Source organism: Candidatus Saccharibacteria bacterium oral taxon 488, assembly GCA_013100805.1.
Classification (GTDB): Bacteria; Patescibacteriota; Saccharimonadia; order Saccharimonadales; family Saccharimonadaceae; genus Nanosynbacter.
In genome coordinates this window covers 448,327-464,316 of the sequence record CP040000.1, presented here as the reverse complement: position 1 = coordinate 464,316, position 15,990 = coordinate 448,327, and the positions used below count along the sequence as shown (strand labels likewise).

Sequence of the window (15,990 nt, the reverse complement as noted above, 5' to 3'; positions counted from 1 at the left end):
ATGGCGCAATATTCATTTAACGCGACCGGAATTAGCGATTTTGATGCGGTGCGCCTAGCGGTGGCCAGCGCTGATGACATCCTAAAGTGGAGTCATGGCGAGGTTCTCAAACCAGAGACGATCAATTACCGTACCCAAAAGCCAGAGCGCGATGGTTTGTTCTGCGAGCGAATCTTTGGCCCGGTCAAGGATATCAATCCGCACGATTCCAAGCTCAAGGGCGTGCGTTCACGCGAGGCCGCCGTCGATAAAAACGGCGAACTGGTCACCAAATCAATTGTCCGCCGCGAGCGCATGGGCCATATTCAGCTGGCCGCGCCAGTGGCGCACATCTGGTTTATGCGCGGCACACCGAGCGCTATGAGCTTGCTACTGGGGATGACAGTGCGTAATATCGAGCGGATCGCTTACTTTGCGACCTATGTCATTCTCAAGGTTGATGAGATCACCCGCGACCAATACCTGGCGGATCTGGAGGCCGAGACTGAAGCTGGTCGGATGGCGATCAAGATGCGCTACGAGCAGCTCGCCGAGGCTGACGGTGCTGATATCAAGCAGCTGGCGAAGGAACAGAGCCGCGAGGTTGACGAGCTTAACGACAAGTACACCACGAAGAAGTCACAGCTCGAGGGCCTCGTCAAGGGTGCGCTGATCTCGGAGACAGATTATCGTAACTTGCCAGAAGAGTACGACGAGCTGATTGAGGTCGGCATGGGTGCCAGCGCGCTCAAGGCATTGCTGGACGAGATCAATCTGTCAGAACTGATCGCCCAGCTGAGCGAGGAAGCCGAACATGCCAAGGGTCAGCGCGAGAAGAAACTGCTCAAGCGCCTGAAGATGCTCGAGAGCATGCAGGCTGCCGGTATCAAGCCATCTAGCCTCTGCCTGACCGTACTGCCAGTCATCCCACCGGACCTCCGTCCAATGGTCGCCCTCAGTGGTGGTCGGTTTGCAACGTCTGACCTGAACGATCTGTATCGCCGCATCATCAACCGCAACAATCGCCTGAAGAAGCTGGTCGAACTCAATGCGCCAGAAGTGATTCAGCGCAATGAAAAGCGCATGTTGCAGGAAGCCGTCGACGCCTTGATCGACAACGCAGCAGCGCGCGGTGGTCGGGCGGTCAGCTCGACTGGCAGCCGTCGTCGCCTCAAGTCAATCAGCGATATGCTGAAAGGCAAGCAAGGCCGCTTCCGCCAGAACCTGCTCGGTAAACGCGTCGATTACTCTGGTCGCTCGGTCATCGTCGTTGGCCCGAAACTAAAGATCAATCAGTGCGGCCTGCCAAAACAAATGGCACTCGAACTATTCAAGCCGTTCGTTATTAGCTGGCTGATCAAGGGCGAATTTGCCCACAACATCCGCTCGGCAACTCGCCTGATCGAGTCGGGTGAGGCGGTTGTGTGGGATGCGCTTGACGAGGCGATCAAGGGCAAGTACGTGCTGCTCAACCGTGCACCGAGCTTGCACCGCCTGTCAATTCAGTCCTTCCAGCCAGTTCTCGTCGAGGGTAAGGCCATTCAGCTTCACCCGCTGGTCTGTGCCGGCTTTAACGCCGACTTTGACGGTGACCAGATGGCTGTCCACCTGCCGCTTTCCAAGGAAGCGCAGGCCGAGGCGCGCGAGTTGATGAGCGCCACCAACAACCTATTGAAGCCTGCCGACGGTGCGCCGGTGCTGCATATCTCGCAGGACATCGTGCTCGGTAACTACTACCTGACCTATGACAAGCCGCAGGCGCAAACTGATAATGTCAAGGCATTTAGCTCGGTCTACGAGGCGGAACTGGCGTACGACAAGGGCGATATTCAATTGCAAACACCAATTCGCATCTATGCCAAGGGCAAGCTGCGCCAGACAACCTTGGGCCGGGTCTTCTTTAATGAGATTCTGCCAGAGGACTTCCCGTACGATAACAACGTCCAGACCAAGAAGCAGCTGAAGAAAGTATTGGCACAAATCTTCAACAAGTACGGTGCCGAGGAAACCGCCAAGATCGCTGATCGCATGAAGGGTCAAGCCTTCCGCTTCGCCACGACTGCGGCCGTGTCGACCGGTATGACTGACTACGTGCACTTTGACGAGATCGCTGAGTTCGTGGCCGAGGGTGACGCCAAGGCAGCCTTGATTTCTGAGCAATTCGACCAAGGTTTGATCACCGAGGACGAGCGCTATAACTTGACGGTGAATGCCTGGCGAAATGTGGATAATAAGATTACGGCCTTCCTCCAGGATCAGCTGGCCCACATGGACACCAGTATCTCGATGATGGTCAACTCTGGTGCTCGTGGTGATATCTCGAACGTCAAGCTCGCCAGCGCCATGATCGGTATCCAGGTCGACGCTGCTAACCGCGAGATCGAGCTGCCAATCCGTAGTTCCTACACCGGTGGTTTGTCCAGCCTTGAGGCCTTCGTGGCGACCCGTGGTGCGCGTAAGGGTCTGATTGACACCGCGCTCAAGACCGCCGACTCAGGGTACCTGACCCGTCGTTTGGTCGACGTGGCGCAGGACGTCTTTACGGTTGAGGACGTTGAAGGTGACGACGAAGGTTACGCAATCTACCGTTCAGAAACTGAGGAAACGATGATCGACTTCTCGAACCGCTTGGCTGGTCGTTACGCCGCCGAGACAATTCCAGGTCACGTCAACAAGGACGAATTGATCACTCGGGAAATCGCTGACTCAATTGATGACGATGAAAGTATCCAAAGTGTCAAGATTCAGTCAGTCTTGTCAACCAACAACCTCAACGGTATTCCACAGCGCAGCTACGGCGTTGACATGTCAACTGGCAAATTGGTCGGCAATCATCAGCCAGTCGGTGTTATCGCTGCCCAGTCAGTCGGTGAGCCGGGTACTCAGCTGACCTTGCGTACCTTCCACAACTCTGGTGTGGCTGGTGGCGACATCACCCAGGGTCTGCCGCGTGTTGAAGAATTGTTCGAGGCGCGCACGCCAAAGGGTCAGGCATTTGTTACGGAAATTGCTGGCCTGGTTGATGTTTGGGAAGATGGCAAAAAGTACATTGTTCAAGTTACCCCAGAATCTGGCAAAGTTGAGCGCCTGCCGCTGGATGGTCGAACCATCGTGGTCAAGGCTGGTTCAAGCGTCAAGGCTGGCGACGTGCTAGCAACTGGCGAAGATGATACTCGCCCGCTGGTCGCGCCATTTGACGGTGTGGTTGAAGCGGCAGAAGACACCCTGGTGATCGCTGCTGAAGCTGGCGCGCCAGCTCGCTATGAAATCCCAGGTACCATGCAATTGGTCGTTAAGGCTAACGACGTTGTTGAGGTCGGTGACCGCTTGACAGCCGGTTCATTGAACCTACACGACTTGATGCGCCTGAAGGGTGTCGAGGCCACACAGCGCTACATCATCAACGAAGTGCTGCGCATTTACGCTGCTCAGGGTCAAGACGTGGCCGACAAGCACCTGGAGATCATCGTTCGCCAGATGTTCAGCCGCGTCCAGATCGAAGATGCGGGTGATAGCGACTTCGTGACGGGTGACATCGTCTCCAAGGCTGCGGTGGTGAACACCAACAAGCAACTAGCCGCTGAGGGCAAAAACCTCATCAGCTACACTCAGTTGCTACTCGGTATCACCAAGGTGTCTATCTGGAGCGACTCATGGCTATCCGCTGCGTCCTTCCAGGACACCACTCGCGTGCTGATCAACGCTGCCGTATCTGGCCGCGCTGACCACTTGCATGGTCTCAAGGAAAACGTCATCATCGGCCGCAAGATCCCAGTGGGAACGGGCGCTGTCGAAGAGATGGAGACCGACGAGCCAAGCGAGGATGAGTTCGCTGACAATCAGGAGGAGGAGTTGGTTGTGGCTGTGTAAGCTCACACTCTCTTTCTCAGAAACCGCTCCGATGGATACGGGGCGGTTTTTTATGGTAATTATGCCTAACATGTGTTATAATCCTTCCAGAGTTTCCTCTTTTCGGAGCGCGCGGTGGTTTGAATGTGTACAGACTGCATGCTCGGCAGAAAAGGTATAGACACGGGGCGGAGTTGCTGAATCCAAGCCGTAGGCGCTAAGAGAAGCTGGTTTTTGCGTGCAAACGCCGCCGCTAGCCCACTCTGTGCCACCAGGCGAATCGCCATCATTAGTAAATCAACCAAGGAGAAATTGGATGCCAACAATCAACCAATTGGTGCGCAAACCGCGCCAAACGGCCAAGAAAAAGTCCAAGTCGCCAGCACTGGGTCGCATTCACAACGCCCTGAAAACGCGTTACTACGACCAAAATGCACCGCTCAAGCGTGGTGTATGCGTGCGTGTGACGACCAAGACGCCAAAGAAACCAAACTCAGCGCTGCGTAAAGTTGCCCGCGTGAAGCTAAACAACGGCTACGAAGTCTGGGCTTACATCGGTGGTGAAGGTCACAACTTGCAGGAGCACGCTGTGGTCTTGATCCGCGGTGGTCGTGTGCCTGACCTTCCGGGTGTGCGCTACCACATCGTCCGTGGTGCGTTGGACCTCCAGGGTGTCAACAACCGCAAGCGTGGCCGTTCGAAGTACGGTACCAAGAAAGGGGATAAGTAATCATGCCTCGTAAAGTTACCAAGAAATTACAACGCCAATTGCAACCTGACCGCCGCTACCAAAGCGTGTTAGTACAGCGCTTGATCAACAAGTCAATGCTGGACGGCAAGAAGTTGGCAGCTGAACGGGCTGTTTACACTGCGCTGGAAACGGCTGCCAAGAAATTGGATTCAGAAGATCCATTGGCAGTGTTTGAGAAAGCCTTGAAAAACGTCAGTCCAAACTTTGAGGTGAAGAGCCGCCGCGTCGGTGGTGCTAACTACCAGATTCCATTCCCAGTTCAGGGACACCGGCAGCTGCACTACGCGTTTAGCTGGCTGGTGCAATCAGCTCGGGCTCGCAGCGGTATGCCATACTCGCAGCGTTTGGCACTGGAAATCATTGACGCCTACAACGAAGCTGGTGCTGCCTTCAAGAAGAAGGAAGACACCCACAAGATGGCCGAAGCCAACCGCGCCTTTGCGCACTTTGCTCGCGGCTAACCATCGCCTAAATGCAAAATCAGAAAATCGCTCGGTAGAAGGGGCGATTTCTGTTATAATGGAGAAAACGAGGAGGGATAAATGGCAAGTTTTTCATTTGATATCGTGTCAGAAATTGACAAAGCCGAGCTGAATAATGTTTTCATGCAGGCGGAAAAAGAAATCCAAGGGCGGTACGATTTTAAGGGAACGAATGCTGGGATTGATTGGCTGGATGATAAAAAAGGTCTGAAACTCACTGGTGATAATGAGTGGCAGGTTGATGCGGTGCTGGATATCGTGCGCAAGAAACTGGCGGCTCGGGGTCAGTCGAGCAAAGTCCTCGACCTCACCAAAGAAAAAGTCACCTCAAATCTCAAAACCACGTGGGAAATTCCTTTCAAACAGGGCCTCGACCAGCCGACCGCCAAGCGCATCGCTACCGACATTCGCGCTGCCGTACCCAAAGCCAAGCCGCAAATCCAAGGCGACCTTGTCCGCGTTACTTCCGCTTCGAAAGACGAGTTGCAAAAAGTCATTAGCCTGGTGCGTGAGAATGATTATGACACGCCGCTACAGTGCGTGAATTATCGGTAAGAGCTTTACGGTTATGGTTGCGTCAGTTGGCTTTTACACCGTATGATTAAGAGATGACGACTGAGCCCACCCCATCTGCCGCCCCGCTGCCCGAGAACCTTGCGTTACTTGATAAGGCTGTTTTCAATCAGCAAGTTGCCACTATTCTCCGCTTAGCTCGAGAACGAACGTCCGACATTCGAAAGCTCAGTCCTAATCAGTATCCAGAAGCCACTGTGCAGATTAACCAAGAACTATTTGCTGGGTTTATAGGCCAGCTGATGACGGTAAGCGGATGGGTACAACAATACACTAAAAATGGAGCAGAATACGTATATATTGAAGATCATAAGCTCCAGTGTGCCGGTTGTCTGATTGTCGCGAACAAATCTAATCCAGAAATTGCACTTGGTGGTCTTGGCGTAACACCAGGAGATACCACGACTCAATATGTTGTTCCGCTAGATGTCCTTATTCAATTTCCGCAGCTGATGGATATTGAACAGGCCAAGGCTATTTTACAGCTGTACACGCCTGAAGTCCTTGATTATTTGAATAATATACGACCAGTTGATCCAAACAATAACTGTATCGACTCAGCTCGAATGATCAGGGAGCTAGCAGATGTTCCGATTAATGAAATTCCTTTTGGGCGATTATCAAATAGAGACCTCAATCGAGTGATTAAGGCGATAAACATTCACTGCAAAGTACTGGCTTCGCTTGATCCATATATGCCGTATGACGTTACGTATATGGGCCCCGCTTTTCGCAACGAGGGGTGGGTTGGATTAGAGGCGAAAGGTGCGATGTATGTGCAGTCTGTCTCCCTAGAGGCTGTCACGGATCCCGAAGGCTACAATTCTTTGGTGATGATGGTGCGTGCAACGCTCCTTGGTCGGTCTGACGCTCAAAACAGAGATTATCTACTAGTAGCCAAGGGAATACAATGGATTCAATCAGGTCGTAGTCAAATTCCGCGGTAAGATGAGGCTCATTCACAAAACGCCAATCATCTGCTATAATACAGCTCAAGCGTAGTTTTTTGGTGCGTCAAAATAGCTCCGGAGAATCTCGAACAATAACTATTTTTAACAAAGGAAAGACAAATGGCAGCAAACGTTCCATTACAAAACTTTAGAAATATTGGTATCATTGCCCATATTGACGCCGGTAAAACGACGACAACTGAGGGCATTTTATACCGCACTGGCTTGACGCATAAGATTGGTGTGGTTAAAGGCGATGGCGATGGCGCCACCACCGACTGGATGGCACAGGAAAAAGAGCGCGGTATCACTATTACTTCGGCAGCGGTGACCTGCTTCTGGAAAGATCACAAGATTAACATTATCGACACGCCAGGGCACATCGACTTTACTGCTGAGGTGGAGCGCTCGCTGCGCGTACTCGACGGTGCAGTGACGGTGTTTGACGGCAAAATGGGTGTCGAGGCGCAGTCTGAAACCGTCTGGCGCCAGGCTAACAAATACGGCGTGCCGCGCATTTGCTTCGTTAACAAGATTAACCAGACTGGCGGCGACTTCTACAAATCTCTGGAATCAATTCACAATCGCCTCAGCAAGCAAGCCTTTCCAATTCACTTGCCAATTGGTTTTGAGAAGACGATTAACGGCGTGGTTGACTTGATTGACATGAAAGCTTACACCTATGACGACTATACCGATCACGAGTTGAAGGTCGGCGAAATCCCAGCTGACATGCTGGAGAAAGCGAAGAATGCCCGCAGCTTGCTAGTGGAGAATGCCGTTGAAGCTGACGACGAATTGATGATGAAATTCCTTGATCAAGGCGAGGAAGCGATTACTATCGATGAGCTGAAAATGGCGCTGCGCAAGCGCGTGCTGGCTGGCGACTTCTATCTGGTGACTGGCGGCGACGGCCGCGGCGTCATCGTAGAGAAGCTGCTTGACTTGATGGTTGACTTCTTACCAAGCCCGCTGGACGTTGACGAAATTTGGGGTAAAAATCCAAAGACTGGCGACGAAGTGAGCCGCAAGCCGTCGGACAAAGAACCGCTCTCAGCCCTAGCGTTTAAGATTGCTGCCGATCCGTTTGTCGGTAAATTGATTTTCGTACGCGTGTATTCTGGCGTACTGAATTCAGGCAGCTACGTCCTGAACACCACCACTGGCGACAAGGAACGCATCGGTCGTATCGTGCGCATGCATGCTGATAAGCGCGAAGATATCGACAAGATCGCTGCTGGCGACATTGCCGCAGTGGTTGGCTTGAAGAACACTGGTACAGGTAATACCTTGACTGATCCAGCGCATCCGATTGCTCTGGAATCAATTGAGTTCCCAGAGCCGCCAGTTTCTATCGCCGTTGAGCCAAAGTCAAAGGCTGACCAAGAAAAAATGGCGCTGGCTTTGCAGCGTTTGTCCGAGGAAGACCCAACCTTCCGCATTCACACTGATGAAGAAACCGGCCAGACGATCATGTCCGGCATGGGTGAGTTACACCTGGATATCCTGATCGACCGTATGAAGCGCGAGTTCAAGGTTGAAGCTAATATCGGTGAGCCGCAAGTGGCCTTCCGCGAGTCAATCAAGGGCCGCGCCGAAGTCCAAGGTAAGCACGCCAAGCAGTCTGGTGGCCGCGGTCAATACGGTGACGTCTGGGTACGCTTTGAGCCGAATGAGGCAGGCAAGGGCTTTGAATTCATCGACGAGATTAAGGGCGGCGTGGTTCCTCAGGAATATCGCCCAGCTGTCATGAAGGGTATCAAGGAAACCTTGGAAGGCGGCGTTATCGCTGGCTATCCAGTGGTTGATGTCAAGGCGACGCTGTACGATGGTTCATACCACGATGTTGACTCCTCAGAACTAGCCTTCTCATTGGCGGGGAGCTTGGCAGCTCGTGAAGGTATCAAGCAGGCAACACCAATTCTGCTCGAGCCAGTCATGAAGGTTGAAGTAACCACTCCAGAAGAGTTCATGGGCGACATCATCGGTGACCTGAACTCACGCCGCGGCCGCATTGACGCCATGGAAGATTTGATGGGCGGCGCCAAACTAGTCAAGGCCTTTGTGCCACTGGCGAACATGTTTGGCTACACCTCGGACATCCGCTCGATGTCACAGGGCCGTGCAGCCAGCACCATGGAGCTCGCGCAGTACGAGGAAGTACCACCAAACGTGGCGCAGGAGATTATCGAGAAGCGCAACGCCTAGCGTGTAGTGATAAAACGATACTAAAATACCGCTCCTGTTGTGGAGCGGTATTTAGGCGGGCGACTACAAGACGCCCTCTAGTCCTTGGTGATCTGCTCTTGGTGCTCAAGCTTATTCCAATGAGCTATGATGGCGGTAGCTGCTGCTTGGCGGAGCGGGCTATCTTCACCTTTTTCACTTTCAGAGCCAAAGCTTTTTTCTGGATCAAGCTCGCCTGTCTCTATACCTTTTTCAATTACTGATCCAAGCCACTCTTGGAACTCTGCTTGATTGGTTTTAGCGCCGTCGGTGTTATAACGTACCATGTCTGGTGTCGCAGTCACTTCTCTTATTCCTTTCTGTTACTTATTCAAACTGCCAAATTGTAGCAGGTAATCAATGCCATGTCAATAGTCTAGACCCACATCCTACTACTGTTGACGTCACAGACCAACGTGTGTTAAAATCACAGGGTAATTTCTATTACGCGTAATATCAACCGTTCTCCTTGATGAATGAGCAGGTCTGGTTATGATTGAAGCGCTTGTCATGAACGCCTCACTCAGAACCCAGAAACCGCACGTCATCAGGAGTATTTAAGTGGGAGTGAGGAAAAGTGAAAACACTTCTCGGTACCAAACTTGGTATGACCCAGCTCTTGGCTGAAGACGGCAAAGCCATTCCGGTGACGCTGATCCAAGCCGGCCCTGTCACCGTGACTCAGGTGAAGACTGTCGAAACCGACGGTTACAATGCGGTGCAGGTCGCTTATGGAGAGGGTAAGAACCTGAGCAAGGCCGTGGCTGGACACGTCAAGCCAGCCCAAGTGACCCCGAAGCACATTCGGGAATTCCGCGTCGACGAGATCCCTGAGGGTCTCAAAGTTGGCGACGAAATCAACGTTTCCGCGTTCGAAGTCGGCGATTCTGTCGATGCAACCGGAACCAGCAAAGGTAAAGGTTTCGCTGGAACCATTAAACGCCACAACTTTAAGCGTCACCGCAAGACGCACGGTGGTAAAGGTAATACTCGTAAGCCAGGTTCAATTGGCTCGATGTATCCACAGAAAGTGTTCAAGGGTAAGACGATGGCTGGCCATATGGGTCACGAGCGTGTTACGGTCAAGAACCTGGAAGTGGCATATGTTGACCCAGAGACCAATCTGATCGGGGTGAAGGGCGCTGTGCCTGGGCCACGAAAAGGGCTGATCATTTTAGGAGGTAACAAGTAATGGCTGAATCAACCAAACTTCCTAAAGACATTTTTGCTGTTGAAGTGCCAAATCACGAACTATTGAAATTGGCATATGACAGTTATCTAGCAAACGCTCGTTTGGCAAGCGCAACCACCAAGCAGCGCGGTGAAGTTTCCGGTGGTGGTAAAAAGCCATGGAAGCAAAAGGGAACTGGTCGAGCACGTTTCGGTTCAACCCGTAACCCAATCTGGCGCGGCGGTGGTGTGGTCTTTGGTCCGCGCGGCAACGAAAACTACACCAAAAAATTGTCTAAAACCGCCAAGAAAGTGGCAATTCGCCAAGCCTTGACGGTAGCCAATGAGGCAAAGAAAATTGTCGTCAAGGACATCAAGACGACGGGCAAGACCAAAGAGGTCGCAACCTTCTTGGCTGACAACAAGTTTGAGCGCCGCGTACTGATCGTCGTCGACGAAAAGACGCCAGAATTGATGCGCGCGAGCAACAACATTCAGAGCGTATTGGTAATCCGCGCGAGCTACCTCAGCGTTTACCACATTCTGAATGCGGATACTATTGTCATGACCCCGAAAGCTCTGCCAGTAATCACTGAGTGGCTGAGTAAGGAGGAAGCGTAATATGAAACAGATGACAATTATCCCACGCATCAGCGAGAAAGCCTACGCCGTGAGCGCCAACGGCGTGTACGTGTTCCGCGTTCCGCTGAACCTGAATAAAAACGAGATCAAAGCAGCAGTTGAAGCGCAATTTGACGTCACCGTTCTGAAGGTAAAAACCTTGGTACAAGACGGCAAAGCTGTGCGTTTCTCACGAGGCAAAAACCGCTATCCTGGCACGACTACGCGCAAGGATTGGAAGAAAGCTTACGTGACGCTGAAAGATGGCGATAAGCTCGATGTGTTTGACGCAGTAGAGCAGCAGATGGAGGAGACCAAGTAATGCCAGTGAAAGCTTACAATCCAACCACTCCTGCTCGTCGCGGCATGACGAGTCAGGATTTGTCGGATATCACGACAAGAAAACCGCTCAAAAGTCTGATCAAAGCCAAAAAGCAAAATGCCGGCCGCAACAACCAAGGCCGTATCACCGTGCGTCATCGCGGCGGTGGCGTTCGCCGTCACTACCGTTTGGTGAACCACAATTTGCCGGCTGGTCTGACGCTGACGGTTGAAGAAATTGAGTACGATCCAAACCGCTCAGCACGCATCGCTCGAGTGAAAGATCAGTACAATTTGTACCACTACGTATTGGCCGACACCTCGATGGTCAAGGGCAAGACGATTCAGACTGGCGAGGAAGCACCAATCGAGGCCTCAAACCGCCTGCCGCTGTCTGCTATCCCTGTTGGTACGATGATTTATGCTATTGAACTGACTGCCGGCAAAGGTGCGCAAATGGTTCGCGCCGCTGGTGCCAAAGCTCAGTTGATGGCCAAAGAAGGCAATTACGCAACCATCAAATTGCCATCTGGTGAAGTTCGCAAAGTTCGCCTGGAAGCAACCGCTGCCATCGGTACAGTCGGTAACGTCCAGCACCAGAACGTGAAGATCGGTTCAGCTGGCCGCCGCCGCCGCAAGGGTATTCGCCCAACCGTGCGCGGTGTCGTCATGAACGCCGCAGATCACCCACATGGTGGTGGTGACGGTGGTCGCCACGGTACTGGTAAAGCGCCACGTACGCCATGGGGTCAATTGACGCTGGGTTATCGAACTCGCCGCCGTAAAGGCTCAAATAAATTAATCGTACGCACGCGTCACGACGCGAAGAGGAAGAGGTAGGGTTATGGATTTTGAGGCTAAGACAATAGATGGCTATGACGATAGCGTTATAGGAGTCCTTAACGTAAAGCTAAACGATCAAGAACGAGCGACGGTTAAAGGCTCGAGTGATCCCACGGTCACATTAGCAAGGCTTGTATTCAGGGAAGTTGCCGGGGGAAGCGCCATACCAGAAAATCCTTGTGGCTATCTATATGTTGACCCACACACCTTTGGGCACTTTCAAGTAGAGCCAGACCTCTCTGATGTCATGGACATACATAATGCAGAGAGAGCGGTTGGGGAAGCCATCAAAGATGGTCAAAAATATAAAAAGCTATGTGAAAAGCTGGTAGGGATTGCTACAAAGTACCAAGAAGGAGACGCTGAATGAGTCGTTCATTAAAGAAAGGTCCATTCGTCGATGTGAAGCTTGCGAAAAAAGTCGCTGCTCTCAGCCTTGACGATCGAACCGTTATCAAAACGTGGGCGCGCGCTTCGACTATCACCCCAGAAATGGTCGGTCGAACGATTGCTGTCTACAACGGTAAGATGCACGTGCCTGTGCTGATTACCGAAAATATGGTTGGCCACAAACTCGGTGAGTTTAGCCCAACTCGTAAGTTCCGTAAGCACGGCGGAAAGGATAAGAAGTAATCATGGCTGATACTACGTATACTGTTCGCGCTTACGCCAAAGGTGTTGACCAAACACCACGCAAGGTTAGCTTGGTGGCTGCCCTAGTACGCGGCCGCACCGTCGCTGATGCATTGGTTATTTTGGAGCACGTGCCAAAACGCGCTGCTTTGCCAGTCAAAAAGGCAATCGACAGCGCCAAGGCAAACGCCATCAACAATCACGGTTTGGACGCCAAAAGCTTGGTGATCACTACCTTGAGTGTTACTACTGGTACACGCCTGCGCCGCTTTAAGCCAGCATCACGCGGTCGTGCCTTGCCATTCCAGAAAAAGACGTCAAACATCTTGGTCGAAGTAACTGGTACTGAGAAACCAAAGAAAGCGCCTGCGAAAAAACTAGAGACCAAGGCAAAGGCAGAGACCAAACCTGCCAAGCCTGCAGCGAAAAAAGCCGCCGAAACCACGGCAAAAAAGGAGGAGAAGTAAATGGGTCAAAAAGTGAATCCAATCAACTTCCGCCTACAAGTTCACAAGAACTGGAGCTCTCGTTGGTTTACGGCCAATAAGAAAGAGTTTGCGGAGGCAATTCGCCAGGATCACGAAATCCGCGAATTGATTGAGAAGAAATTTGCCTCACGCCCAACCATCAATCGCATTGAGATTGAGCGGAGTGCTAACTTGATCACGGTAACTATTCACACGGCAAAAGCTGGTGTGGTGATCGGCCGTGGCGGTGCGGGCGTGAATGAATTGAAAAAGCAAGTTGAGAAAATTGTCGGTCAGGCGGTTCGCATCAACATCGAAGAAGTCCGCCGACCGGAACTAGCAGCCAAATTGGTGGCAGAAAACATCGCCCGCCAGTTGGAACGCCGCATCAATTTCCGCCGCGCAACCAAAATGACCGCACAAAACACCATGAGCGCTGGTGCCAAAGGTATCCGCATCGAGGTGGCTGGTCGTTTGAACGGTGCTGAAATGGCACGCCGCGAAAAGGTGATCGAGGGCTCAGTGCCGCTTCACACCCTTCGCGCTGATATTGACTTCCACTGTGCTCGCGCCCAGACACCGGCTGGTATCATCGGCGTGAAAGTGTGGATTTATAAGGGAGAAAGGAGTCGCTAAATGCTGTTACCAAAGAAAACCAAGCACCGCAAAGTGCGCATCGGTAAAAACCGTGGTCAAGCAACCCGTGGTAATTACATCGCGTTCGGCGACTTTGCACTGCAATCACAATCAAACGAGCGCATCAACTCCCGCCAAATCGAGTCTGCTCGTCAGGCAATGACCCGCTACATCAAGCGTGGTGGTAAGATTTGGATTCGGATTTTCCCACACACCCCAGTTACTCGCAAGCCACTTGGTTTGAAGATGGGTGGTGGTAAAGGTAATCCAGAGTTCTTTGTTGCTAAGGTGAAGGCCGGCACAGTGATGTTTGAAATGCAGGGCGTTTCAGAGGAAGTCGCTCGTGAGGCAATGCGCCTGGCTAGCCACAAACTACCAGTCAAATGTAAGTTCATCAAGCGGGAGGACGCATAATGGCTGACGCAAAGAAAACTGCAAAAGCAGCAGTTTTAAAGACCGTTGATGATTTGAAGAAGGAACTCGCCGAAAAGCGAAATGACCTGCTTCAAGCAAAGCGTTCTCACGCTGCTGGCGAATTAGTTAATCCAAAAGCGCTGCGTTCACTCCGCAAGGACATCGCACGCCTGCTGACACAAATTAACGAAAAGGAGAGCAAGTAATGGCCCGACGAACACTGATTGGCGTCGTAACGAGTGCCAAGCGCGACAAGACCATCACTGTGACGGTCACCAGCCGCGAAACGCATCCGCTCTACGGCAAACAGTACACCGTGACTCGCAAGTACACTGCTCATGATGAGACCAATGAGGCAGGCGAAGGCGACAAGGTGCAGATCGAAGAGACGCGCCCAATTTCCAAGACCAAGAGCTTTACCCTGGTCAAGGTGATTGAAAAGTCTCGCGGTTCTATCAAACTAAAGGCTGAAGTTTCTGGCGAAGCTGAGGAAGAGACCAAGGAGGACGACAAATGATCCAACAAGAATCTCGCCTCAAAGTAGCTGACAACTCGGGTGCCAAAGAAGTATTGTGTATCCGCGTTCTCGGTGGCACCCGCCGCCGCTACGCTCGCGTTGGTGACGTGATCGTCTGTTCAGTCAAGGATGCCAGCCCAACCGGCAACGTCAAAAAGAAGTCTGTCGTCAAGGCTGTAGTGGTTCGCACTCGCGACCAAATCCACCGCAAGGACGGCTCAACCATTTGCTTTGATGACAACGCCGTGGTGATTATCAACGATGACAAACAGCCAAAGGCCACCCGTGTCTTCGGCCCAGTGCCACGCGAACTACGCGACATGGGCTACATGAAGATCATCAGCTTGGCTCCGGAGGTACTCTAATGGCTCGTATTCACAAAGATGACACCGTAAAAATCATTGCTGGTAAGAACAAAGGTACGACTGGTAAAGTCCTGAAGGTTAACACTAAAGATCAGACTGTTTTGGTCGAAGGTGTTGGCGTCGGACACCGCCACGTCAAACCAAGCCAGTACAATCCAAAAGGCGGCAAGAAAGATATCCACGTACCGATGGACATCAGCAAAGTCGCGCTGGTTGTTGACGAAAAGTCAGGCAAAACCAGCCGGGTTGGTTTAGTAAAGAACGCTGACGGCGGCAAAACTCGCGTCGCTCGCCAAGCAAAAAATAAGGAGATTAAATAATGGCAGAGAAGAAAACCGTCGTGCCAGCTCCTCGCTTGAAAGCCTTGTACCAGGAGAAATACCTGAAGGAACTGCAAGCCGAACTAGATCTAAAGAACGTGCACCAAGTGCCAGCTTTGGAAAAGATCATCGTGAGCGTTGGCACCGGCAAAAAGAAAGATGACAAGCGTCACTTTGAAATCGTCAAAAACACCGTTGCAAAGATCACTGGTCAGGCACCAGTTGCCCGCCAGGCAAAGAAGTCAATCGCTGGCTTTAGCATCCGTAAAGGCATGGGTGCGCCAATTGGCGTCAGTGTCACGCTGCGCGGCAGCAGGATGTACGAGTTCATGGATCGCTTGATCAACGTGGCACTCCCACGCGTCCGCGACTTCCATGGCGTTGGCCTGAAGTTCGACAAAGGCGGTAACTACAACCTGGGTATCATCGAACAGTCAATCTTCCCAGAACTGACGTTTGAGGAAACACAGATTTTGCACGGCTTGCAGGTAACATTTGTCATCAAGAATGGCGATAAAGAAGCTTCGAAAGCCTTGCTGGAGAAGTTTGGCATGCCGTTTGAGAAGAAAGGAGGCGTCAGGTAATGGCTAAGAAATCAATGATCGCTCGCGATAAAAAGCGCCTGAAGCTGATCGCTAAGTTCGCAGCCAAACGCGCTAAATTGAAAGAACTTGGCGACCTCATAGGTCTGCAGAAACTGCCTCGTAACTCGAGCCCAACTCGGCACAAGAACCGCGACAGCATTTCCGGCCGTCCACGCGGCTACATGCGCCAGTTCGGTCTGAGCCGCATCAATTTCCGCGAAAAAGCAGCCAAAGGTGAAATCCCAGGTATAACAAAGAGTAGTTGGTAAGAAGGAAAGGAGATTCGACA

22 protein-coding genes are annotated in these 15,990 nt (G+C 52.0%); 21 read left to right on the top strand and 1 reads right to left on the bottom strand.

The features are described 5' to 3' along the window. From rpoC to fusA, 6 genes are all read left to right on the top strand, one after another. Positions 1-3,849, top strand: a complete 3,849-nt coding sequence (gene rpoC, locus FBF27_02475; GenBank protein ID QJU09275.1) for a DNA-directed RNA polymerase subunit beta' — start codon at positions 1-3, stop codon at positions 3,847-3,849. A gap of 295 nt (positions 3,850-4,144) precedes the next feature. Next, positions 4,145-4,558, top strand: coding sequence for a 30S ribosomal protein S12 (locus FBF27_02470; protein QJU09274.1), 414 nt, complete (start codon positions 4,145-4,147; stop codon positions 4,556-4,558). Positions 4,559-4,560: 2 nt separating this feature from the next. Beyond that, on the top strand, positions 4,561-5,040 hold the full coding sequence (gene rpsG / locus FBF27_02465; GenBank protein ID QJU09273.1) for a 30S ribosomal protein S7: 480 nt from the start codon (positions 4,561-4,563) through the stop codon (positions 5,038-5,040). 81 nt (positions 5,041-5,121) lie between these two features. Then, positions 5,122-5,616, top strand: a complete 495-nt coding sequence (locus tag FBF27_02460; protein QJU09272.1) for a YajQ family cyclic di-GMP-binding protein — start codon at positions 5,122-5,124, stop codon at positions 5,614-5,616. Between the two features lie 53 nt (positions 5,617-5,669). After that, positions 5,670-6,581 carry a hypothetical protein gene (locus FBF27_02455; GenBank protein ID QJU09271.1) on the top strand — a complete coding sequence of 304 codons (912 nt, stop codon included), beginning with the start codon at positions 5,670-5,672 and terminating at the stop codon, positions 6,579-6,581. A 123-nt stretch (positions 6,582-6,704) separates the two neighbouring features. Further along, complete coding sequence (gene fusA, locus FBF27_02450; GenBank protein QJU09270.1) at positions 6,705-8,792, top strand: elongation factor G; 2,088 nt, start codon at positions 6,705-6,707, stop codon at positions 8,790-8,792. A 77-nt stretch (positions 8,793-8,869) separates the two neighbouring features. On the opposite strand, the gene FBF27_02445 is transcribed toward fusA, so the two are convergent. Continuing rightward, positions 8,870-9,115 carry a hypothetical protein gene (locus FBF27_02445; protein QJU09269.1) on the bottom strand — a complete coding sequence of 82 codons (246 nt, stop codon included), beginning with the start codon at positions 9,113-9,115 and terminating at the stop codon, positions 8,870-8,872. Positions 9,116-9,387: 272 nt separating this feature from the next. Here FBF27_02445 and FBF27_02440 point away from each other — a divergent pair, with 272 nt between their 5' ends. The 15 genes from FBF27_02440 to rpsN are packed head-to-tail and all read left to right on the top strand — an operon-like array spanning position 9,388 to position 15,970. Next, positions 9,388-10,002: a 50S ribosomal protein L3 gene (locus tag FBF27_02440; GenBank protein ID QJU09268.1), complete on the top strand. Its 615-nt coding sequence runs from the start codon at positions 9,388-9,390 to the stop codon at positions 10,000-10,002. Beyond that, entirely contained in the window at positions 10,002-10,601 is a 600-nt protein-coding gene (gene rplD / locus FBF27_02435; protein ID QJU09267.1) for a 50S ribosomal protein L4, read from the top strand. Before FBF27_02440 ends, rplD begins: the two co-directional genes overlap by 1 nt. Before the next feature lies 1 nt (position 10,602). Next, positions 10,603-10,923: a 50S ribosomal protein L23 gene (locus FBF27_02430; protein QJU09266.1), complete on the top strand. Its 321-nt coding sequence runs from the start codon at positions 10,603-10,605 to the stop codon at positions 10,921-10,923. Continuing rightward, positions 10,923-11,762 carry a 50S ribosomal protein L2 gene (gene rplB / locus FBF27_02425; GenBank protein ID QJU09265.1) on the top strand — a complete coding sequence of 280 codons (840 nt, stop codon included), beginning with the start codon at positions 10,923-10,925 and terminating at the stop codon, positions 11,760-11,762. The genes FBF27_02430 and rplB overlap by 1 nt, the downstream gene beginning before the upstream one ends. Before the next feature lie 4 nt (positions 11,763-11,766). Continuing rightward, positions 11,767-12,135 carry a hypothetical protein gene (locus tag FBF27_02420; GenBank protein ID QJU09264.1) on the top strand — a complete coding sequence of 123 codons (369 nt, stop codon included), beginning with the start codon at positions 11,767-11,769 and terminating at the stop codon, positions 12,133-12,135. Continuing rightward, the gene (gene rpsS / locus FBF27_02415; protein ID QJU09263.1) at positions 12,132-12,398 is read left to right on the top strand and encodes a 30S ribosomal protein S19; all 267 of its coding nucleotides are present in this window, start codon (positions 12,132-12,134) and stop codon (positions 12,396-12,398) included. Before FBF27_02420 ends, rpsS begins: the two co-directional genes overlap by 4 nt. A 2-nt stretch (positions 12,399-12,400) precedes the next feature. After that, positions 12,401-12,865 carry a 50S ribosomal protein L22 gene (locus FBF27_02410; GenBank protein QJU09262.1) on the top strand — a complete coding sequence of 155 codons (465 nt, stop codon included), beginning with the start codon at positions 12,401-12,403 and terminating at the stop codon, positions 12,863-12,865. Further along, positions 12,866-13,501: a 30S ribosomal protein S3 gene (gene rpsC, locus FBF27_02405; protein ID QJU09261.1), complete on the top strand. Its 636-nt coding sequence runs from the start codon at positions 12,866-12,868 to the stop codon at positions 13,499-13,501. It abuts the gene before it with no gap. After that, positions 13,502-13,915: a 50S ribosomal protein L16 gene (rplP, locus tag FBF27_02400; protein QJU09260.1), complete on the top strand. Its 414-nt coding sequence runs from the start codon at positions 13,502-13,504 to the stop codon at positions 13,913-13,915. After that, positions 13,915-14,121 (top strand): 50S ribosomal protein L29, encoded by a 207-nt coding sequence (gene rpmC / locus FBF27_02395; protein ID QJU09259.1) that lies wholly within the window; start codon positions 13,915-13,917, stop codon positions 14,119-14,121. The genes rplP and rpmC overlap by 1 nt, the downstream gene beginning before the upstream one ends. Continuing rightward, complete coding sequence (rpsQ, locus tag FBF27_02390; GenBank protein ID QJU09258.1) at positions 14,121-14,432, top strand: 30S ribosomal protein S17; 312 nt, start codon at positions 14,121-14,123, stop codon at positions 14,430-14,432. Before rpmC ends, rpsQ begins: the two co-directional genes overlap by 1 nt. Then, on the top strand, positions 14,429-14,797 hold the full coding sequence (rplN, locus tag FBF27_02385; GenBank protein QJU09257.1) for a 50S ribosomal protein L14: 369 nt from the start codon (positions 14,429-14,431) through the stop codon (positions 14,795-14,797). The genes rpsQ and rplN overlap by 4 nt, the downstream gene beginning before the upstream one ends. Further along, on the top strand, positions 14,797-15,117 hold the full coding sequence (gene rplX, locus FBF27_02380; GenBank protein QJU09256.1) for a 50S ribosomal protein L24: 321 nt from the start codon (positions 14,797-14,799) through the stop codon (positions 15,115-15,117). The genes rplN and rplX overlap by 1 nt, the downstream gene beginning before the upstream one ends. Further along, positions 15,117-15,701: a 50S ribosomal protein L5 gene (gene rplE / locus FBF27_02375; GenBank protein ID QJU09255.1), complete on the top strand. Its 585-nt coding sequence runs from the start codon at positions 15,117-15,119 to the stop codon at positions 15,699-15,701. The genes rplX and rplE overlap by 1 nt, the downstream gene beginning before the upstream one ends. Beyond that, on the top strand, positions 15,701-15,970 hold the full coding sequence (gene rpsN, locus FBF27_02370) for a 30S ribosomal protein S14 (protein ID QJU09254.1): 270 nt from the start codon (positions 15,701-15,703) through the stop codon (positions 15,968-15,970). Before rplE ends, rpsN begins: the two co-directional genes overlap by 1 nt. Positions 15,971-15,990 lie beyond the last annotated feature (20 nt).